This window comes from Streptomyces aureus, assembly GCF_000725495.1.
In the GTDB taxonomy this organism is placed as follows: Bacteria; Actinomycetota; Actinomycetes; order Streptomycetales; family Streptomycetaceae; genus Streptomyces; species Streptomyces aureus_B.
Genome location: NZ_JNZD01000013.1, coordinates 542,174 through 561,293, shown reverse-complemented (window position 1 = coordinate 561,293; position 19,120 = coordinate 542,174). Strand labels below are relative to the sequence as shown.

Sequence of the window (19,120 nt, the reverse complement as noted above, 5' to 3'; positions counted from 1 at the left end):
AGCATGTCTCCATCAGCCGCCAAGGGCCGCACGGTGATCTCGGGGATCGACGCCTCGGGCGCCTACCCCGTGGAGTACCGGTTCGCCCACGCGCGGGGCGGCAACCGGCACCTCACGGTCGTCTTCGCCAACATCGACGCCCCGGACGACTACGGCTGGGCCACCGGCGTCCTCGACAATCTGCGCTCCAACATCCTCTGGATCCGCGACCGGTTCGACGGCGGCAACACCTACTACCTGTGCAAGGACGGGGACTTCGGGGTCGAGCGGTCCGTGATCGGGCTCGTCCGGCGGGTGATGAACGCCCTCGGGCTGACGCCGGCCGACGTGACCCTGTGGGGCAGCTCCAAGGGCGGCAGCGCGGCCCTGTACTTCGGACTGCGCCACGGTTTCCGCAACATCGTCGCCAGCGTCCCGCAGCTGCGGATCGGCAGCTTCGTCCGCGACATGTATCCGCGCACCGGCCGCCACATGCTCGGCGAGACGATGCCCGAGGACATGGTCCGGCGTCTCGACACCGTCCTGACCGACCTGCTGGCCTCCGAGGCCAACCCGGCCGCCCACCTCTACCTGGTGTCCTCGCCGCAGGACGAGCAGTACGCCACCCAGATCGAGCCGTATCTGGGACTGCTCCAGCGGTACCCGAACTTCAACTTCCTCTACAGCGAGTCCCCGCACATCACCGGCCACGGCAAGGTCACCCAGCGCAACACGCCTCCGCTGCTCGGGATCGCCGGTCTGCTCGTGGAGGGCATCAGCCCGAGACTGGGCTTCACCCGGCACGGCTACGAGGAACCCGACGCCGACCGGTCGGGCATCACCGGGTTCCTCGCCGCGACCTCCGTCGTCCAGGACTGGCTCGCGGCACCTGTCGTCACCGCGCCGCCCCCGCACGACCCGCAGCCCGTGAGCGGAGCCGCCCTCACCGGCCGCGCACCCGGGGCGGTACGCGTCAGCATCTGGCAGAACGGCGTCTACCTGGCCTCGGCACCCGTCGGCCCCGAGGGCGACTGGACCTGGCGGCGCGAGGAGGGCTGGAGCACCGGCGAGCACACCGTGCGCCTCTTCGCCGTCGACCGGAACGGGATCCAGTCGGCCCGCACCGACGTGACGTTCACGACGTCGGACCGGATCACGCCGCCGCCGGTGCCGGAGACCACGGAACCCGAGCGGGACTTCGACACCGCCGGGGCCCGGGTCACCCTCCTGCCCCCGCTGCCGCACACCCCCGAACCGGGCCAGCAGCTCCTCTCGGGCGGCATCCGCTTCACCGGTGCCTCCAACGGCGCCACCCGCATCGGTTTCCGGAGGAACGGCACCCTGCTCGGCTCCTGCCCGGTCGCCCACGACGGCCGCTGGCTCTGGAACGCGGAGGGCGAGTGGGCCCCCGGTCCCCACACCGTCGAGATCGTCGCGGCGAACGAGGAGGGAGAGGCGTCCCCACCGGCGACCGTCACCTTCGACGTCATGTCCCTGTCCGCCCACTGAGCCGGTCCGCGGAGCCTGCCGGCCGCTGCCGATCCGGCGGCGCCCGCCCGAGGGCCGTACGCACGACAGCCGTACGCACCACAAGCCGCCCGCACGGCAAAGGGGGCCTCCGTCGCCGGAGGCCCCCTTCGGTTGCAGCGGTGGGGTGTTACGCCGGGACCGACGCCACGCCCGGCTCCAGGAACCGCTTGCCGCGCACCCGCTCCGAGACGCCCTCACGGTCCAGGTACGGCGTGATGCCGCCCAGGTGGAAGGGCCAGCCCGCGCCGGTGATCAGGCAGAGGTCGATGTCCTGGGCCTCGGCGACGACACCCTCGTCGAGCATGAGCCCGATCTCCTGGGCGACCGCGTCGAGGACCCGGTCCCGCACCTGCTCCTCGGTCAGGACGACGTCGCCCTGCTTCAGGAGCGCGGCGACCTCGGGGTCCAGCTCCGGCTTGCCGGAGTCGTAGACGTAGAAGCCGCGCTTGCCCGCCTTGACGACGGCCGCGAGGTTCGGGGAGACCGTGAAGCGGTCCGGGAAGGCCCGGTTGAGGGTCTCCGAGACGTGCAGACCGATCGCGGGACCGACCAGCTCCAGGAGGACGAGAGGAGACATCGGCAGGCCCAGGGGCTCCACCGCCTTCTCCGCCACGGCGACCGGGGTGCCCTCGTCGATGACGTTCTGGATCTCGCCCATGAAGCGGGTCAGGATGCGGTTCACGACGAACGCCGGGGCGTCCTTGGTGAGCACCGCGGTCTTCTTCAGCTTCTTGGCGACGGCGAACGCCGTGGCCAGCGAGGCGTCGTCCGTCTGCTCGCCGCGCACGATCTCCAGGAGCGGGAGGATCGCGACCGGGTTGAAGAAGTGGAAGCCGACGACCCGCTCGGGGTTCTTCAGCTTCGACGCCATCTCCGACACGGAGAGGGACGAGGTGTTCGTCGCGAGGATCGCGTGAGCCGGGGCGACCGCCTCGACCTCGGCGAACACCTGCTGCTTGACACCGATCTCCTCGAACACGGCCTCGATGATGAAGTCCGCGTCGGAGAAGCCCTCCGCCTTGTCCAGGACACCGGAGACCAGGGCCTTGAGGCGGTTGGCCTTGTCCTGGTTGACGCGGCCCTTGAGCAGCAGCTTGTCGATCTCGGCGTGGACGTAGCCCACACCCTTGTCGACGCGCTCCTGGTCGATGTCGGTCAGCACGACCGGCACCTCGAGGCGGCGCAGGAAGAGCAGGGCCAGCTGCGAGGCCATCAGGCCCGCGCCGACGACGCCCACCTTGGTGACCGGACGCGCGAGGGACTTGTCCGGCGCGCCGGCCGGACGCTTGCCGCGCTTCTGGACCAGGTTGAAGGCGTAGATGCCGGAGCGCAGTTCGCCACCCATGATCAGGTCGGCGAGCGCCACGTCCTCGGCGTCGAAGCCCTTCTGCAGGTCCCCGTCCTTGGCCGCGGCGATGATGTCCAGCGCGCGGTAGGCGGCCGGGGCGGCCCCGTGCACCTTGCCGTCGGCGATGAACCGGCCCCGGGCGACGGCCTGGTCCCAGGCCTCGCCGCGGTCGATCTCCGGGCGCTCGATCGCGATCTCGCCCTTGAGGACGGCGGCCGTCCACAGGAGCGACTGCTCCAGGAAGTCCGCACCCTCGAACAGCGCGTCGGCGATGCCGAGGTCGTAGACCTGGCCGCCCTTGAGCTGCTTGTTCTGGTTGAGCGAGTTCTCGATGATCACCGAGACGGCCTTGTCCGCGCCGATCAGGTTCGGCAGGATCGTGCAGCCGCCCCAGCCGGGGACCAGACCGAGGAAGACCTCGGGCAGCGAGAACGCCGGCAGGGCCGCGGAGACGGTCCGGTAGGTGCAGTGCAGACCGACCTCGACGCCACCGCCCATCGCCGCGCCGTTGTAGTACGCGAAGGTCGGGACCGCGAGGCCCGACAGGCGCTTGAAGACCTCGTGGCCGCCCTTGCCGATGGCGAGCGCGTCCTCGTGGCGCTTCAGCAGCTCGACACCCTTGAGGTCGGCACCGACCGCGAAGATGAACGGCTTGCCGGTGACGCCGATACCGACGATCTCGCCGGCCGCGGCCTCCTGCTCGACCTGGTCGACGGCGGCGTTCAGGTTCGCCAGCGACGCCGGGCCGAAGGTGGTCGGCTTGGTGTGGTCGAAGCCGTTGTCGAGGGTGATGAGCGCGAAGCGCCCGGCACCGAACGGCAGGTCGAGGTGGCGTACGTTCGCCGAGGTCACGACCTCGTCGGGGAACAGCTCGGCCGCTCCCTTGAGGAGTTCAGCGGTGCTCACTTGTCGCCTCCGGCGTCCTTGTGGTGCGGGTTCTCCCAGATCACCGTGGCGCCCATGCCGAAGCCGACGCACATGGTGGTGAGGCCGTAACGGACCTCCGGCTGCTCCTCGAACTGGCGGGCCAGCTGCGTCATCAGACGGACGCCGGAGGAGGCGAGGGGGTGGCCGTAGGCGATGGCGCCGCCGTACTGGTTGACGCGCGCGTCGTCGTCGGCGATGCCGTAGTGCTCCAGGAAGGCGAGGACCTGGACGGCGAAGGCCTCGTTGATCTCGAAGAGGTTGATGTCCTCGATCGACAGACCGGCCTGGGCGAGGGCCTTCTCGGTGGCCGGGATCGGGCCGTAGCCCATGACCTCCGGCTCGACGCCCGCGAAGGCGTACGAGACCAGGCGCATCTTGACCGGCAGGTCGTTCTCGCGGGCGAAGTCCTCGGACGCGATGATCGACGCGGTCGCACCGTCGTTCAGACCGGCCGCGTTGCCCGCGGTGACCCGGCCGTGCACGCGGAACGGGGTCTTCAGGCCGGACAGGTTCTCCAGCGTGGTGCCCGGGCGCATCGGCTCGTCGGCGGTGACCAGGCCCCAGCCCGTCTCGCCGGCGGCCGGGTTGGTGTTGCGCACCGAGATCGGCACCAGGTCCTGCTGGATCTTGCCGTTGGCGTACGCCTTCGCGGCCTTCTCCTGCGAGCGCACGGCGTACTCGTCGGCGCGCTGCTTGGTGATGGTCGGGTAGCGGTCGTGCAGGTTCTCGGCGGTCATGCCCATGAACAGGGCGGACTCGTCGACCAGCTTCTCGCTGACGAAGCGCGGGTTCGGGTCCACGCCCTCGCCCATGGGGTGACGGCCCATGTGCTCGACACCGCCGGCGATGACGACGTCGTACGCGCCGAAGCCGATGGAGCCCGCGACGGAGGTGACGGCGGTCAGCGCGCCCGCGCACATACGGTCGATGGAGTAGCCCGGGACCGACTGCGGCAGTCCGGCGAGGATGCCGGCCGTGCGGCCCAGGGTCAGACCCTGGTCACCGATCTGCGTGGTCGCGGCGATGGCGACCTCGTCGATCTTCTTGGGGTCAAGACCGGGGTTGCGGCGCAGCAGCTCCCGGATGGCCTTCACGACGAGGTCGTCGGCGCGGGTCTCGTGGTAGATGCCCTTCGGGCCCGCCTTGCCGAACGGGGTGCGGACGCCGTCGACGAAGACGACGTCCCTGACGGTACGAGGCACGATGGCTCTCCTCCAGATGCGGGATGGCACTGCTGCGCGACACACGCCTGAGCGCGCGCTCAGCACCCATGCTACTTACGAGTAACCAACCTGCCCAGTCCCGCGGGCGGGAGCGGCGAAGGTCACATCCGGAGGGCCGGCGCGTTCCGGCCCGGCGGCACCGGCGCACGCTCCCGGCGCCGGTGCGCGGTCCCGGCCCAGGATCTTGGCGTGATCTCGTCCCTCGTTCGACGGGCCGACCCGGCGGCGCCGCACCCGTTCGGGCGGATCTTCCGCACACACCCGGCGCACCGAGGCGCAACCAGGCGCGAAGGCCAGACCCCGGCGCACACCACGGGCCAACCGCGCGCCGGCGGGCAGGGGCGACCGCACCCCGGGTCGTGCGTCATGGTCCCGGAGCCGCGCCCCGCAGGTCGCGGCTCCGTACGTCGCTGCCCGGGAATGGGCCGTTCGGGTGAAGCCCGGTTACGGGGTGCTGACCGACAGGGCGGTCACCAGGGGCGGGGTGACCAGTTCGACCTGCCAGGGGCGGGCCCCGCAGGCGGTCAGGGCGGCGCTCACGGACTCCGCGTCGGGCGTCTTCGGCGGCTCCCAGCACACGCGCCGCACGGTGTCCGGGGTGATCAGGTTCTCCTGCGGCATGTTCAGCCGCTCGGCCAGCGCCGACACGGCGGCCCGCGCGGCGGACAGCCGGGCCGCGGCGGCCGGGTCCTTGTCGGCCCACGCCCGCGGCGGCGGAGGCCCGGTCACCGGCTGCCCGGGCTGCGGCAGCTCGGCGTCCGGCAGCGCCTTCGCGCGGTCGACCGCGGACTGCCACTGCTCCAGCTGGCGCCGCCCCATGCGGTGCCCGAAGCCGTTCAGCGCGGCCAGCGCGTGCACATTGGCGGGCACCGCGAGCGCCGCCTCGACGATCGCCGCGTCCCCGAGCACCTTGCCCGGCGAGATGTCCCGGCGCTGGGCGATGCGGTCCCGGGTCTCCCAGAGCTCGCGGACCACGGCCATCTGCCGGCGCCGGCGCACCTTGTGCATCCCGGACGTACGGCGCCAGGGGTCCTTGCGCGGCGGCGCGGGCTCGGCCTGGGCGATGGCGTCGAACTCCTGCCGGGCCCAGTCCAGCTTGCCCTGCCGGTCGAGCTCCTTCTCCAGGGCGTCGCGCAGGTCGACCAGCAGTTCCACGTCGAGCGCGGCGTACCGCAGCCAGGGCTCGGGCAGCGGGCGCGTCGACCAGTCGACGGCGGAGTGCCCCTTCTCCAGGACGAAGCCGAGGACGCTCTCGACCATGGCGCCGAGGCCCACCCGGGGGAACCCGGCAAGGCGTCCGGCCAGCTCGGTGTCGAAGAGCGTGGTGGGGATCATGCCTATCCCGCGCAGGCAGGGCAGGTCCTGCGTCGCGGCGTGCAGCACCCACTCGGCCCCGGCCACGGCCTCGCCGAGACCGGAGAGGTCGGGACAGGCGACGGGGTCGATGAGAGCGCTCCCGGCGCCCTCGCGGCGAAGCTGCACCAGATAGGCGCGCTGGCCGTAGCGATAGCCGGAAGCGCGCTCGGCGTCGACGGCCACCGGGCCGGACCCGGCGGCGAAGGCGGCGATCACCTCGGCGAGGGCGTCGTCGTCGGCGATCACCGGGGGAATGCCCTCGCGGGGCTCGAGCAAGGGGATCGGCGCCGGTTCGACGTCGTCCGGAGGGGCGCCTCCGGTGGTTCGCAGTGAGCTGTCTGCTGCGGTCTCTTGGGCGTCGGATGGTCGTAAACCAGTCAGGTGAGCGCAAGGCGCGGTTCACGCGCGGGGGGAAGCGGGGAAAGCGGTCCCGGTGGTTCCGGTGGCGGGGAGGCCCGGCCGGTTCGGGGGAGGGGCGTCGGGGGCAAGGTGTCGGGGAGGGGTCAGTGGATGATTCCGGTCCGCAGGGCGACCGCGACCATCCCGGCGCGGTCGCCCGTGCCGAGCTTGCGGGCGATGCGGGCGAGGTGGCTCTTGACGGTCAGTGCGGACAGGCCCATGGAGACGCCGATGGCCTTGTTCGACTGGCCCTCCGCGACCAGTCGCAGGACCTCGACCTCGCGGCCGGACAGTTCGCGGTAGCCGCCCGGGTGGCTCGGGGCACCCGGGGGGCGGCGGTGCATACGGGCGGCGGCCGAGCCGATCGGCGCGGCACCCGGCCGGGTGGGGAGCCCGACGTTCGTACGGGTGCCGGTGACGACATAGCCCTTGACGCCGCCCGCGAGGGCGTTGCGCACGGCGCCGATGTCGTCGGCCGCCGAGAGGGCGAGGCCGTTGGGCCAGCCCGCGGCTCGGGTCTCGGAGAGGAGGGTGAGGCCGGAACCGTCCGGCAGGTGGACGTCGGCGACGCAGATGTCACGCGGGTTGCCGATTCGGGGACGGGCCTCCGCTACGGACGACGCCTCGATGACGTCGCGCACTCCGAGCGCCCACAGGTGGCGGGTGACGGTGGAACGGACCCGGGGGTCGGCCACGACCACCATGGCGGTCGGCTTGTTCGGGCGGTAGGCGACCAGGCTTGCGGGCTGCTCGAGGAGAACGGACACCAGGCCTCCTGGGGTGCGGGACGGGGCCGGCTCTGGGGGGTGAGCCAGGACGAACCGTGCTTTCAAGGTCACAGGGGTCTTCGGCACCAAACCTGTCGACCTTTAGGGAATGATCACGATGGGGTGAGTAACAATCCGTGCAATTCGGACACGCGATCGATCATCCGAAGATCGAACCGAGTCGTTCCGCGTCGATACGCGGCCGAAAGTGGCCGTATCGAGGCGCCCCCGGTAAGGAAAAGGAAAGGGCGCGCGCGTCGGCGCGCGCCCTTCGGAGGGTCAGCGGGACTGTGGTCCCCGGCGCTGCGGCAGGGTGACCACCGACGCGTCGCCCGGAGTCACCGGCGGCAGCCCGGCGATCTGGCACAGCAGGTCGCCCCAGCCGGCGAGGTGCGCGGCGGTGTCCGGTACGCCGCCGAGTCCCTCCCGGGGCGTCCAGGACGCGCGGATCTCGATCTGCGAGGCGGCCGGGCGTTCCGCGAGCCCGCCGAAGTAGTGCGAGCTCGCCCGGGTCACCGTGCCGCTGGGCTCGCCGTACGACAGACCGCGGGCCTGCAGCGCGCCGGTCAGCCAGGACCAGCAGACCTCCGGCAGCAGCGGGTCGGCGGCCATCTCCGGCTCCAGCTCCGCACGGACCAGGGTCACCAGACGGAAGGAGCCCTGCCAGGCGTCGTGCCCGGCCGGGTCGTGCAGCAGGATGAGCCTGCCGTCGGCCAGGTCCTCGTCGTCGGCGACGACCGCGGCCTCCAGCGCGTACGCGTACGGAGCCAGGCGTTGCGGTGGTCGGGTCGGGTCGATCTCGATGTCCGGCCGCAGCCGGGCGCCGCGCAGCGCCTCGACGGCCGCCCGGAAGGGCAACGGGGCCGTCTCCGCCGCATTCCTGTCCTCCTCCTTCTTCTCCCTCGCGTCGTCCATTCCGCCAGCGCCGTCCGACAGTCGTCCCTGAGCCGCAGCCATGCCGGGAAGATTAAGGGGAACGGAGCCCGCGCGCAGGGAGAGACACCCGTGCGTGGGACCCCTGTCCGGATCACGCCACGCGGACACCGCCGAGCGCTCGCGCCGTCCGGTGGACCGGAGCGGGGGCGCGGCGGGCGCACCGGAGCCCGGGACGGGGGCGCCCGCCCGGCGTGGGAGACTTTCCGTCGTGAGCGCCAACCACAGCCCCGCCGGGCAGCAGCCGACAGCCACGTACGAGTCCGCCTTCCTGAAGGCGTGCAGGCGCGAGCCCGTGCCGCACACGCCCGTGTGGTTCATGCGGCAGGCCGGCCGCTCACTGCCCGAGTACCTCAAGGTGCGCGAGGGCATCCCCATGCTGGAGTCCTGCATGCGGCCCGAGCTGGTCGCCGAGATCACGCTCCAGCCGGTCCGCCGGCACCAGGTGGACGCGGCGATCTACTTCAGCGACATCGTGGTCCCGCTGAAGGCCATCGGCGTCGACCTGGACATCAAGCCGGGCGTCGGCCCGGTCGTCCAGAACCCGATCCGCACCCGGGCCGACCTGGCCCAGCTGCGCGATCTGACCCCCGAGGACGTCTGGTACGTCACCGAGGCCATCGGGCTGCTGACGGCCGAACTCGGCGAGACCCCGCTCATCGGTTTCGCGGGCGCGCCTTTCACCCTCGCGAGTTACCTCGTGGAGGGCGGTCCGTCCAAGAACCACGAGCACACCAAGGCGCTGATGTACAGCGACCCACAGCTGTGGGCCGATCTGCTGGACCGTCTCGCCGAGATCACCTCCGCCTTCCTGAAGGTGCAGATCGAGGCCGGCGCGAGCGCCGTCCAGCTGTTCGACTCCTGGGTCGGCGCGCTGGCTCCCGCGGACTACCGCCGCTCCGTGATGCCCGCCTCGGCCAAGGTCTTCGACGCCGTCGCCGCGTACGGGGTGCCGCGCATCCACTTCGGTGTCGGCACCGGTGAACTGCTCGGCCTCATGGGCGAGGCCGGCGCGGACGTCGTCGGCGTCGACTGGCGCGTGCCGCTCGACGAGGCCGCCCGCCGCGTCGGCCCCGGCAAGGCGCTCCAGGGCAACCTCGACCCCGCGGTCCTGTTCGCGAGCACCGAGGCCGTCGAGGCGAAGACCCGCGAGGTGCTCGACGCCGCCGCCGGTCTGGAGGGCCACGTCTTCAACCTCGGCCACGGCGTCATGCCGAGCATGGACCCGGACGCGCTGAGCCGTCTGGTGGAGTACGTCCACACGCAGACGGCCCGGTAAGTCTTCTCCGCCTGTTCACCAGCCGTGCCGCGCCTGTCTGCCCCACAGCAGGCGGCGCGGTTCCGGCGGCGGTGGGGTGCCCGGACGCAGCGGCCAGGCCAGGAGCATGCCCGCCAGGAACCCGACCACGTGGGCCGCGTACGCCACGGTGCCCGCGGAGGGCACGGCGGCGCCGGACGAGTACGCCGCCTGGAGCACGAACCAGAAGCCCAGCACGAGCCACGCGGGCAGCCGGAGCGGCAGGAACACCAGGAACGGGACGAGGACCCAGACCCTGGCCCGCGGATACAGCACCAGATAGGCGCCGAGGACCCCGGCGATCGCCCCCGAGGCGCCGATCAGCGGGTCGCCCGAGTCCTCGTTCACCAGGGCGAAGCCGTAGGCCGCCGCGAAACCGCAGGCCACGTAGAACAGCGTGAAGCGCACATGGCCGAGGCGGTCCTCGATGTTGTTGCCGAAGATCAGCAGGAAGAGCATGTTGCCGAGCAGATGCAGCCAGCTCCCGTGCAGGAACATCGCCGTGAGCACCGACAGCGGCGGCGACTTGGTGTAGTCCGGCGGGCCCAGCAGACAGCCCGCGTCGTGCGGGCCGCCGCCGACCTCGCCGGTGGGCACCAGCCGGGGCATCCGATGGTGGATCAGTTCCTGCGGCACGGCGGCGTAGTGGTCCATGAACGCGTGCAGATGGCACAGCTGCGACAGGGCGCTGTCGCCCGCCACCGATCCGGCGAGACCGGGGGTGTAGAGGAAGACGAGCACATTGGCGGCGATCAGCGCGTACGTCACACAGGGCGTGCGCCGCACCGGGTTCACGTCATGGACGGGAATGACCACGAGGAACTACTGCCCTCGGAGCACGGCCTGAATCCGCGCCGCACCGCCACCGGCGGGGCGCCCGGCCGGTCCCGTCGCCGGGAAGGTTCCCGCCGGACCCACTGAACACTTGTGCCCCCGCGGCCGTATGTCTCCACAGCCCCCCGCGTCGCGCCCACGACCCGAGGGGTACGACGACGCGACGACGTGAAGACGTGAGGACACAGGCCATGAGCGACCGAGTTACTCCTCCGATGCATGCCCTGCCCGACGGCGAGGCGGAAATCGCCCTGGTGCTGCACCTCCCATGGGAGGACGTCGCCGCGCTCGGCCAGGAGGCCGGACGGCTCGCGGCCCGGATGCAGCGGCCGGTGACCCTGGACGAGGCCGTCAGCCACCGCCTGCGGTCCTCCCGTCCGGCGGCGCACGCCAAGCCGGCCCAGAGCCCGCCCGCGGTCACTGCGTCCGGCTCGGTCTCCTCCCTGCCGCCCCGCCCGGCGGAGCAGGCCCGCCAGGCGATCGACCGGATCAACGGCTCGGCCGGGAACGAATCCGCCTAGGTCGTGTCCTGCCCGGTCGTCCGGGACGGCGAGGCCGTAGTGCCCCGCCCGCCGGACGGCCGACCCGGGCACGGCGGCCGGCACCGGGGGCGGCCGCCGTGCCCGGCCCGGCGGGACGCCCGGGCCGTGTCCGTCACGCGGCTCCCCGGCGGACCTTCGCCACCGCCTTGCGGGCCGCCACCAGGACCGGGTCCCAGACGGGGGAGAAGGGCGGCGCGTACCCGAGGTCCAGCATCGTCATCTGTTCCACCGTCATGCCCGCGGTCAGCGCCACCGCCGCGATGTCCACGCGCTTCGCCGCGCCCTCGCGGCCGACGATCTGCACGCCGAGCAGCCGTCCCGTGCGGTGCTCCGCGAGCATCTTCACCGTCATGAGGGCGGCGTTCGGGTAGTAGCCCGCGCGGCTCGTCGACTCGATGGTGACGGTCTCGAACCTGAGGCCGGCCCGGTGCGCGTCCTTCTCGCGCAGTCCGGTGCGGGCGATCTCCAGATCGCAGACCTTGCTCACCGCCGTGCCGACGACCCCGGGGAACGTGGCGTATCCGCCGGCCACGTTGGAACCGATGACCTGGCCGTGCTTGTTCGCGTGGGTGCCGAGCGCGATGTGCCGTTCGCGCCCCGAGACCAGGTCGAGCACCTCGACGCAGTCGCCGCCCGCCCAGATGTCCTCGTGCCCGCGGACCCGCATCGACAGGTCCGTGAGCAGGCCGCCGTGCTCGCCCAGCGGCAGCCCGGCCGCGCGGGCGAGCGACGTCTCGGGGCGGACGCCGATGCCGAGCACCACCACGTCCGCCGGGTACTCGGCGTCCGCGGTGGCGACCGCGCGGACCCGGCCGTCGTCGTCGGTGAGGAACCCGGTGACCTCGGTGTCGCCGACCATGGTGATGCCGAGTCCCTCCATGGCGGTGTGCACCAGGCGGCCCATGTCCGGGTCGAGGGTGGCCATGGGTTCGCTGCCGCGGTTGACGACGGTCACCTCGTAGCCGCGGTTGATGAGCGCCTCGGCCATCTCCACGCCGATGTAACCCGCGCCGACGACCACCGCGCGCCGGCCCCGTGCCGCCGCGAGCGAGTCCAGCAGGGCCTGCCCGTCGTCCAGGGTCTGCACACCGTGCACACCCGGCGCGTCGGCACCCGGCAGGTCGGGGCGCACCGGCCGCGCGCCGGTCGCGATGACGAGCCTGTCGTACGGCGTCCACGCCTCCGCCCCGGTCTCCAGGTCCCGGGAGCGCACCCGGGCGCCCGCGACGTCGATCGCGGTGACCTCCGTGCGCATCCGCAGGTCGATGGCGCGCTCGCGGTGCTCCTTCGGGGTCCGCGCGATCAGCCGGTCGCGGTCGGGGACGTCGCCGCCCACCCAGTACGGGATGCCGCACGCCGAGTACGACGTGAAGTGGCCCCGTTCGAAGGCCACGATCTCCAGCTCGTCCGGGCCGCGCAGCCGGCGCGCCTGTGACGCGGCGGACATGCCCGCCGCGTCACCCCCGATCACGACCAGCCGTTCCCGGGCGCCGGGCCCGCCGCCCGTCCCGTCCGTCCCCCGCGTACCACCGGTGTCGATCGCGCCGCTCGGGCCACTGATGCTCATGCGAACACGCTACGGGGGCACGGCACTTCAGTCCTCCCCGCCGCCTTCCCGATCCGTACCGGAGGGCGCGCCGCCCGCCGGTTCGGCGGCCGGGCCTTCCCCCGGGTCGGACGCCGGGCGGGAGCCCGGAACCGGCGCCGGTCCGTGGCCCCCGGGCACCGCCGGAGACGGAACCGGACCCGCGGCCGGACCAGGGGCACCAGCCGGGGACGGACCGGAAGCCATGGCCGGGTACGGGCCGACAGCCATCGCCGGAGAGGGACCGGGAGACGTCGCCGGGGCCTGGCGGCGGCGCAGCCGGGGGCTCACCGCACGCGCCCACACCAGGGCGATCAGACCCAGCACCACCGCGAACGGCAGCACCGCACCGATCGCCAGGGCCAGCCAGCGCACCACGGTCACCAGCACGTGCCAGCCGCCCGAGAGCGCGTCCAGGAAGCCCGGGTCCGACTCCTTCTTCTCGGCCTTCTTCACCGGGGTCTCGGACAGCGTGAGCGTGATCGTGGCCAGGCTCGTGCGGTCCTTCAGCGAGGCCTGCTGGGCGAGCAGCGCCTCCAGGTCGGACTCCCGGCTGCTCAACTCCCCTTCCAGGGCCACCACATCGCTGAGCTTCGTCGCCTTGTCCATCAGCTCGCGGACCCGGGCCACGCTGGCGCGCTGCGACTTCACCCGGCTCTCCACGTCCACCACCTGGTCGGTGACGTCCTCGGCCTTGGCCGTGCGCTCGACGACCTTGCCGGCGCCCTCCAGACCGGCGAGCACCTCGTCGTACCGCTCGGAGGGCACCCGCAGGACCACGCGGGTGCGCTCGTGGTCGTGCCCGTCCCGGGTGGTGGTCTCGTCGCCGACGTAGCCGCCGGCGTTCTCGGCCGCCGTACGGGCGTCGTCCAGCGCCCCGGAAACGTCCTTGACCACGACGGTCAGCGAGGCCGTGCGGATGATGCTGTTCACGCTCAGCTTGGGAGGGGCCGCCGCCTTGCGGCCGTTCGAGGAGCCGCTGCCCGCCGCCCCCGAGTCCGCCCGTTCCCCGGGGGCGACGGCCGCGTCCCCGGCGCTGCGCGCGGCCGATTTGTCGCTCGCGACGCCGGTTTCGTTCGCGCCGCACCCCGCCAGCGCGAGCGCGGCGACGAGGAACGTCCCCGCCATGACCCGGGTCGTGCGGCCGGCGCGCACCGGCGCGGCGGACGCGACGGGCGCGGCGGACGGCGGGGACGCGGCGGACGCGACGGGTGTGACGGGCCGGACCGGTTGTCCGTGACTGCGTGTGCGCATGTGGGTCTTCCCCCCAGGGTGGTGACGACTGACGGTTCTTCGACGCCGGAGGAGGGCGGGACGTTGGCGGAGTTCGGTCCCGAAGAGGTCACGGTCGGGACTCGCGCCGGACACCGGGCTCCCGGCCGGGGCAGCGGCGCCGTCTGAGAAGGTGGAGACATGCGCGAAGAGGACACTTCCCCGGAACACGTCGTGGTCGTCGGCGGAGGGATCGCGGGGCTGGCCGCCGCCCACCGCCTGCTCGGACGGGGCGCCCGCGTCACCGTCCTGGAGGCCTCGGACCGCCTCGGCGGCAAGCTGCTGGCCGGCGAGATCGCGGGCGCGCGCGTGGACCTCGGCGCGGAGTCGATGCTGGCGCGCCGCCCGGAGGCCGTGGACCTCGCCCGCGAGGCGGGCCTGGGCGACAGTCTCCAGCCGCCCGCCACGGCGACGGCCTCCCTGTGGACCCGCGGAACCCTGCGCCCCATGCCCAAGGGCCATGTCATGGGCGTCCCCGGCACCGCCTCCGCCGTCGCCGGCGTCCTCTCCGAAGAGGGACTGCGCCGCATCGAGCGGGACGCCGACCTGCCCCGCACCGAGGTCGGCGAGGACATCGCGGTCGGCGAGTACGTGGCGGCGCGCCTCGGCCGCGAGGTCGTCGACCGGCTCGTCGAACCCCTCCTCGGCGGGGTGTACGCGGGCGACGCGTACCGCATCTCCCTGCGCCTGGCCGTCCCCCAGCTCTACGCCGCCGCCCGTACCCACACGTCCCTGACCGAGGCGGTGCGCGAGATCCAGGAGAAGGCGGCCGCCGCCGGGCAGAGCGGCCCGGTGTTCATGGGCATCGACGGCGGGGTGGGCCGGCTGCCGCTCGCCGTCGCCGCGTCGGTGACGGCCCGCGGGGGCGAGATCCTGACCGGGACACCGGTGACCGAACTGCGCCGGACCGCGGCGGCCGGGACCGCCGGCCCGGCCACCTCGGCCTGGCGCGTCGTCGCCGGGGACCGGGTCCTCGACGCCGACGCGGTCGTCCTCGCCGTGCCGGCCCCGGCCGCCGCCGCGCTGCTGCGGGCCGAGGCACCGGCCGCCGCGGCCGAGCTGGCCGCCGTGGAGTACGCGTCGATGGCGCTGGTGACCCTCGCCTACCGCGCCGAGGGCGTCACCCTCCCCGAGGGCAGCGGCTTCCTGGTGCCGCCGGTCGACGGGCACACCATCAAGGCGTCCACCTTCGCCTCCCGCAAATGGGGCTGGATCGCCGATCAGGACCCCGGCCTGCTGGTCCTGCGCACCTCGGTGGGACGCCACGGCGAGACGGAGGTGCTCGGCCGGCCCGACGCCGACCTCGTCGCCGTGTCCCGGCACGACCTGAAGGAGGCGACCGGTCTCGACGCCGAGCCGGTCGAGTCGCGGGTGACCCGCTGGGACGACGGGCTGCCCCAGTACCCGGTCGGCCACCACGCGCGCGTGGCCCGCGTCCGCGAGCACGTCGCGAAGCTGCCCGGCCTCGCGGTGTGCGGCGCGGCGTACGACGGGGTCGGCATCCCCGCCTGCATCGCCTCCGCGTACGCGGCCGTCGACCGGCTCGGCGGCGACGGCGGCGCCCTGGAGGCACTCGCGGCCGCCCCGGTGCAGAGCCTGCACGGCGGCGCGGGAGAATAGCCCCATGAGTGACGACGCCCCCACCACCGAGTCCGCCAGGATCCCGAACAAGGGCAAGCTGGCCAAGGACCTGAACGAGGTCATCCGCTACACCCTGTGGTCGGTCTTCCGGCTGAAGGACGTGCTCCCGGAGGACCGCGCCGGTTACGCCGACGAGGTGCAGGAGCTGTTCGACCAGCTCGCCGCGAAGGACGTCACCGTCCGTGGCACCTACGACGTCTCGGGCCTGCGCGCCGACGCCGACGTGATGATCTGGTGGCACGCCGAGACCAGCGACCAGCTCCAGGAGGCGTACAACCTCTTCCGGCGCACCCGTCTGGGCCGCGCCCTGGAGCCGGTCTGGTCGAACATGGCGCTGCACCGGCCCGCCGAGTTCAACCGCTCGCACATCCCGGCGTTCCTCGCCGACGAGACGCCCCGCGACTACGTCAGCGTCTACCCTTTCGTGCGCTCCTACGACTGGTACCTGCTGCCTGACGAGGACCGCCGCCGCATGCTCGCCGACCACGGCAAGATGGCCCGCGGCTACCCGGACGTGCGCGCCAACACGGTCGCCTCGTTCTCGCTCGGCGACTACGAGTGGATCCTCGCCTTCGAGGCCGACGAGCTGTACCGCATCGTCGACCTCATGCGTCACCTGCGCGCCTCCGAGGCCCGCAGGCACGTCCGCGAGGAGGTCCCGTTCTACACCGGCCGCCGCAAGGACGTCGCCGACCTGGTCGCGGGCCTCGCCTGACGGTCCCGGCACACGAGGCGGGCGCCCCCGAGGGGGACGCCCGCCTTTTCCTGTCCGCGTCCTTCGCGCCGGGCCGTCCGCCGCTCACGCGGCCGCCCGGTCCCGGAGCGCGCTCAGCCCTTCGGCGCCGTCGTGCGGTGGCCGCCCTTCGCGCCCCGGGCCCGGCCGGCGGGCGCCGGTGGCACCGGTTCCTTGTGCGGGGCGCACCCGGCGTCGTGCTCGGGGAGCCGGCCCTCCAGCAGATAGGCGTCGAGGTGGCCGTTGACGCACTTGTTGGGCCCGCCCGCGATCCCGTGGGTACCGGCGCCCTTCTCGGTCACCAGCACCGAGCCCCACAGCCGTCGCCGGAGTTCCTCGGCGCCCTCGTGCGGCGTCGCCGCGTCCCGCTCGGCGGAGAGGATCAGCGTCGGCGGCAGCTCGCCCGGCAGGGTCCGTACGTCGAGCGGCTTCTGCCGGGGCGCGGACCAGTACGCGCACGGCAGGTTCATCCACACGTTGTCCCAGGTCTCGAACGGGGCGACCCGCGCGAGCCGGGTGTTGTCCCGGTCCCAGGTGTGCCAGTCGGTGGGCCAGGGCGCGTCGTTGCACTCCACGGCCGTGTAGACCGCGCTCGAGTTCTCCTGCTCGGCGGCGGCTTCCCGCTGCGGTGCCGCCACCTGGATCAGCGGCTTCGGGTCCCCGGCGAGATAGGCGGACAGCGCCAGCGCCCGCTGCGGCCAGTAGTCGTCGTAGTAGCCGGCCTGGAGGAAGGCGCCCTGGAGCTGGGCGGGTCCCACCGTGCCGCCCGCGGGCGAGGCGGCGAGCCGGGCCCGGGCCCGGTCGTACGAGCGCTGCACCGCCTCGGGGGTGCGGCCCAGCTTGTACACCCCGTCGTGCCGGGCCGTCCACGCGCGGAAGTCCGCCCAGCGGACCTCGAACGCGGCCGACTGGTCGAGGTTGTTCTCGTACCAGATCTTGTCGGGGTCGGGGTTCACCGCCGAGTCGAAGACCATCCGGCGCACGTGCGAGGGGAACAGCGTCGCGTACAGCGCGCCGAAGTACGTCCCGTACGAGGCACCCATGTACGTGAGCCTCCGCTCGCCGAGCGCGGCGCGCAGCACCTCCAGGTCACGGGCGTTGTTCAGCGAGGTGTAGTGGCGCAGGGCGGCGCCCGAACGCCGGGCGCAGCCGCGGGCGTACGCCTTCGCCTCCGCGATCCGCGCCTTCTTGAACGCCTCCGAGGGGACGGCCGGGGACTCCAGGAGGGGCTTCGCCGGGTGGCGGGGGTCCCGGCAGGACAGCGGCGCGGACCGGCCGACGCCGCGGGGCGCGTAGCCGACGAGGTCGTACGCGGCTCCGATCCGCTTCCACTCGGGCAGGTAGCCGATCAGCGGGAAGAACATGCCGGAGGCGCCGGGACCGCCCGGGTTGTAGACGAGGGCTCCCTGGCGCGGCACGCTGTGCTTCGCGTCGTGCGGGTCCTTGCCGGTGGCCTTGATTCGGCTGACGGTCAGTCTGATCCGTCTGCCGTCGGGGACGGCGTAGTCGAGCGGCACGGTGACCGTGCCGCACCGGAGACTGGAGGGCAGGTGCTCCTCCTTGGGGCAGCTGCCGAAACGGATGCCCGCGGCGGCGGCGCGCCGGGCGGCGACGGCGGTGCCGTGCGTCTCGGCGGAACCGGCCGGTGCGGGCCAGGCCGGGGCACCGCCCGCCGGGGCGGCGACGAGTCCGGTCAGCAGCAGGGCTGCGGCGGTTCCGTGGAGGACGGCAGCTCTCATCGCGAGTCCCTTCGGCGCGTGGCGGCGACAGAAGGATGCTTCGTTCGGCGGACGGCGAAGTAAAGCACCGCCCGCCGGTGTCGGCGCCAATGCCCCCGATGCGCCCCCCGCGGGCGCACTTCCACCCCCCGGCCGGTGCGTGCGGGGCGTCGCCGGGCGGACGGGGGCTGCGGACAGGCTCTAGTGCGCTTCCCGCCAGGCCGAGTCGCGGTCCCGGTCCCGGTGGGTCAGGGCCGCCCGCAGTTCCGGCTCGCCGATGGCGCGGATGCCGCGTACGGCGACGGACGTGAGGTACGTACGGTCGTCACCGGAGGCGTCGGAGTGCCGTGCCAGGGTGCCGAGCAGGCGCTGCCCGGCGGGGGAGGCCCAGCGGGTGCTGGGGTGCACCTCGATCCGGGCTATGGCCAGACAGCTCAGCGTCAGGATGAGCGGGAGCAGGAACCAGACGGCCACCGGGACGTCGCTGCCCGGGGTCTGACCCGGCAGCAGCAGGGCGGCGGCGCCGAGGACGAGGACGGCGGCCGCGGCGGCCTGGACCTGGCGCAGGGCCCCCGCGACGGTGGTGCGGGCCCCGTCGGGGACGGCGAGGCCCGCCGCGACCAGGCGGTCCGCGAGCCGGCGTACCGAGTCGGCGGCCGCGGTGGCGGCGCGCAGCGGTGCTATCCGGGACTGGCCCTCGGGGCCGATGGCGCCGATGACCGAGCGCTCCATCTCGTCGCGCCCGCGCGGGTCCACGACGGTGGCCCAGCCGGTGTGCGCGAGCAGCAGGCGGCGCTGACGGGCCATCGACACCAGGGTCAGGTCGGCCACCCGTGCGGGGCCGCCGGACAGGAACGCGGCCTCGTACAGCGTGAGATCGTGCCCGCGGCCGGCGTCGGCGTCGGTGTCGGTGTCGGTGTCGAGCGAGGCGGCGCGGACTGCGGCCAGACACAGGCGGGCGCAGGAGACACCGGCCGCCGCCCAGGCCAGGAGCAGGAGAAGGACCCAGAACATGGCGTTTTTCTATGCGATGGGC

Annotated in this window: 15 protein-coding genes; 5 read left to right on the top strand and 10 right to left on the bottom strand. The window is 73.2% G+C overall.

Annotated features, from left to right (window positions below; genetic code table 11):
• Positions 1-3: 3 nt before the first annotated feature.
• The gene (locus IO36_RS20860; RefSeq protein ID WP_037621832.1) at positions 4-1,488 is read left to right on the top strand and encodes a hypothetical protein; all 1,485 of its coding nucleotides are present in this window, start codon (positions 4-6) and stop codon (positions 1,486-1,488) included.
• A 148-nt stretch (positions 1,489-1,636) separates the two neighbouring features.
• On the opposite strand, the gene IO36_RS20855 is transcribed toward IO36_RS20860, so the two are convergent.
• From IO36_RS20855 to IO36_RS20835, 5 genes are all read right to left on the bottom strand, one after another.
• Positions 1,637-3,763 carry a 3-hydroxyacyl-CoA dehydrogenase NAD-binding domain-containing protein gene (locus IO36_RS20855; RefSeq protein WP_037621831.1) on the bottom strand — a complete coding sequence of 709 codons (2,127 nt, stop codon included), beginning with the start codon at positions 3,761-3,763 and terminating at the stop codon, positions 1,637-1,639.
• Positions 3,760-4,986, bottom strand: a complete 1,227-nt coding sequence (locus IO36_RS20850) for a thiolase family protein (protein ID WP_037621830.1) — start codon at positions 4,984-4,986, stop codon at positions 3,760-3,762. The genes IO36_RS20855 and IO36_RS20850 overlap by 4 nt, the downstream gene beginning before the upstream one ends.
• Positions 4,987-5,451: 465 nt before the next feature.
• Entirely contained in the window at positions 5,452-6,744 is a 1,293-nt protein-coding gene (locus tag IO36_RS20845) for a ribonuclease D (RefSeq protein WP_037621829.1), read from the bottom strand.
• Positions 6,745-6,866: 122 nt separating this feature from the next.
• A complete protein-coding gene (locus tag IO36_RS20840; protein WP_019073943.1) occupies positions 6,867-7,529 on the bottom strand; it encodes a response regulator transcription factor in 663 nt (220 codons plus the stop codon).
• A 279-nt stretch (positions 7,530-7,808) separates the two neighbouring features.
• Positions 7,809-8,486, bottom strand: a complete 678-nt coding sequence (locus IO36_RS20835; RefSeq protein WP_078943320.1) for a DUF3000 domain-containing protein — start codon at positions 8,484-8,486, stop codon at positions 7,809-7,811.
• A gap of 187 nt (positions 8,487-8,673) precedes the next feature.
• On the opposite strand from IO36_RS20835, the gene hemE reads away from it, so the two are divergent.
• On the top strand, positions 8,674-9,741 hold the full coding sequence (gene hemE, locus IO36_RS20830) for a uroporphyrinogen decarboxylase (protein ID WP_037621827.1): 1,068 nt from the start codon (positions 8,674-8,676) through the stop codon (positions 9,739-9,741).
• Positions 9,742-9,756: 15 nt separating this feature from the next.
• Here hemE and IO36_RS20825 read toward each other — a convergent pair whose 3' ends face one another.
• Positions 9,757-10,575 (bottom strand): rhomboid family intramembrane serine protease, encoded by an 819-nt coding sequence (locus IO36_RS20825; RefSeq protein WP_037621826.1) that lies wholly within the window; start codon positions 10,573-10,575, stop codon positions 9,757-9,759.
• Between the two features lie 209 nt (positions 10,576-10,784).
• On the opposite strand from IO36_RS20825, the gene IO36_RS20820 reads away from it, so the two are divergent.
• On the top strand, positions 10,785-11,114 hold the full coding sequence (locus IO36_RS20820; protein WP_078943319.1) for a hypothetical protein: 330 nt from the start codon (positions 10,785-10,787) through the stop codon (positions 11,112-11,114).
• A gap of 133 nt (positions 11,115-11,247) precedes the next feature.
• Here IO36_RS20820 and IO36_RS20815 read toward each other — a convergent pair whose 3' ends face one another.
• Together IO36_RS20815 and IO36_RS20810 are read right to left on the bottom strand one after the other, a co-directional pair.
• Positions 11,248-12,702 (bottom strand): FAD-dependent oxidoreductase, encoded by a 1,455-nt coding sequence (locus IO36_RS20815; RefSeq protein WP_078943318.1) that lies wholly within the window; start codon positions 12,700-12,702, stop codon positions 11,248-11,250.
• 27 nt (positions 12,703-12,729) lie between these two features.
• Positions 12,730-13,848: a DUF4349 domain-containing protein gene (locus tag IO36_RS20810; RefSeq protein WP_078943344.1), complete on the bottom strand. Its 1,119-nt coding sequence runs from the start codon at positions 13,846-13,848 to the stop codon at positions 12,730-12,732.
• Between the two features lie 285 nt (positions 13,849-14,133).
• Here IO36_RS20810 and hemG point away from each other — a divergent pair, with 285 nt between their 5' ends.
• Positions 14,134-15,612, top strand: coding sequence for a protoporphyrinogen oxidase (hemG, locus tag IO36_RS20805; protein WP_037621824.1), 1,479 nt, complete (start codon positions 14,134-14,136; stop codon positions 15,610-15,612).
• 4 nt (positions 15,613-15,616) lie between these two features.
• Complete coding sequence (gene hemQ / locus IO36_RS20800) at positions 15,617-16,348, top strand: hydrogen peroxide-dependent heme synthase (RefSeq protein ID WP_037621823.1); 732 nt, start codon at positions 15,617-15,619, stop codon at positions 16,346-16,348.
• Positions 16,349-16,461: 113 nt separating this feature from the next.
• Here hemQ and IO36_RS20795 read toward each other — a convergent pair whose 3' ends face one another.
• Positions 16,462-18,105: an alpha/beta hydrolase gene (locus tag IO36_RS20795; RefSeq protein WP_037621822.1), complete on the bottom strand. Its 1,644-nt coding sequence runs from the start codon at positions 18,103-18,105 to the stop codon at positions 16,462-16,464.
• 180 nt (positions 18,106-18,285) lie between these two features.
• Positions 18,286-19,098, bottom strand: a complete 813-nt coding sequence (locus IO36_RS20790; protein ID WP_037621821.1) for a TIGR04222 domain-containing membrane protein — start codon at positions 19,096-19,098, stop codon at positions 18,286-18,288.
• Positions 19,099-19,120: the final 22 nt, after the last annotated feature.

Excerpts from the sequence above, each read along its gene's own strand:
- IO36_RS20860 (WP_037621832.1), top strand. The coding sequence starts at position 4 with ATGTCTCCATCAGCCGCCAAGGGCCGCACGGTGATCTCGGGGATCGAC.
- IO36_RS20835 (WP_078943320.1), bottom strand. The coding sequence starts at position 8,486 with ATGGCTGCGGCTCAGGGACGACTGTCGGACGGCGCTGGCGGAATGGAC.
- IO36_RS20820 (WP_078943319.1), top strand. The coding sequence starts at position 10,785 with ATGAGCGACCGAGTTACTCCTCCGATGCATGCCCTGCCCGACGGCGAG.
- IO36_RS20815 (WP_078943318.1), bottom strand. The coding sequence starts at position 12,702 with ATGAGCATCAGTGGCCCGAGCGGCGCGATCGACACCGGTGGTACGCGG.
- IO36_RS20810 (WP_078943344.1), bottom strand. The coding sequence starts at position 13,848 with ATGGCGGGGACGTTCCTCGTCGCCGCGCTCGCGCTGGCGGGGTGCGGC.
- hemG (WP_037621824.1), top strand. The coding sequence starts at position 14,134 with ATGCGCGAAGAGGACACTTCCCCGGAACACGTCGTGGTCGTCGGCGGA.
- hemQ (WP_037621823.1), top strand. The coding sequence starts at position 15,617 with ATGAGTGACGACGCCCCCACCACCGAGTCCGCCAGGATCCCGAACAAG.
- IO36_RS20795 (WP_037621822.1), bottom strand. The coding sequence starts at position 18,105 with ATGAGAGCTGCCGTCCTCCACGGAACCGCCGCAGCCCTGCTGCTGACC.
- IO36_RS20790 (WP_037621821.1), bottom strand. The coding sequence starts at position 19,098 with ATGTTCTGGGTCCTTCTCCTGCTCCTGGCCTGGGCGGCGGCCGGTGTC.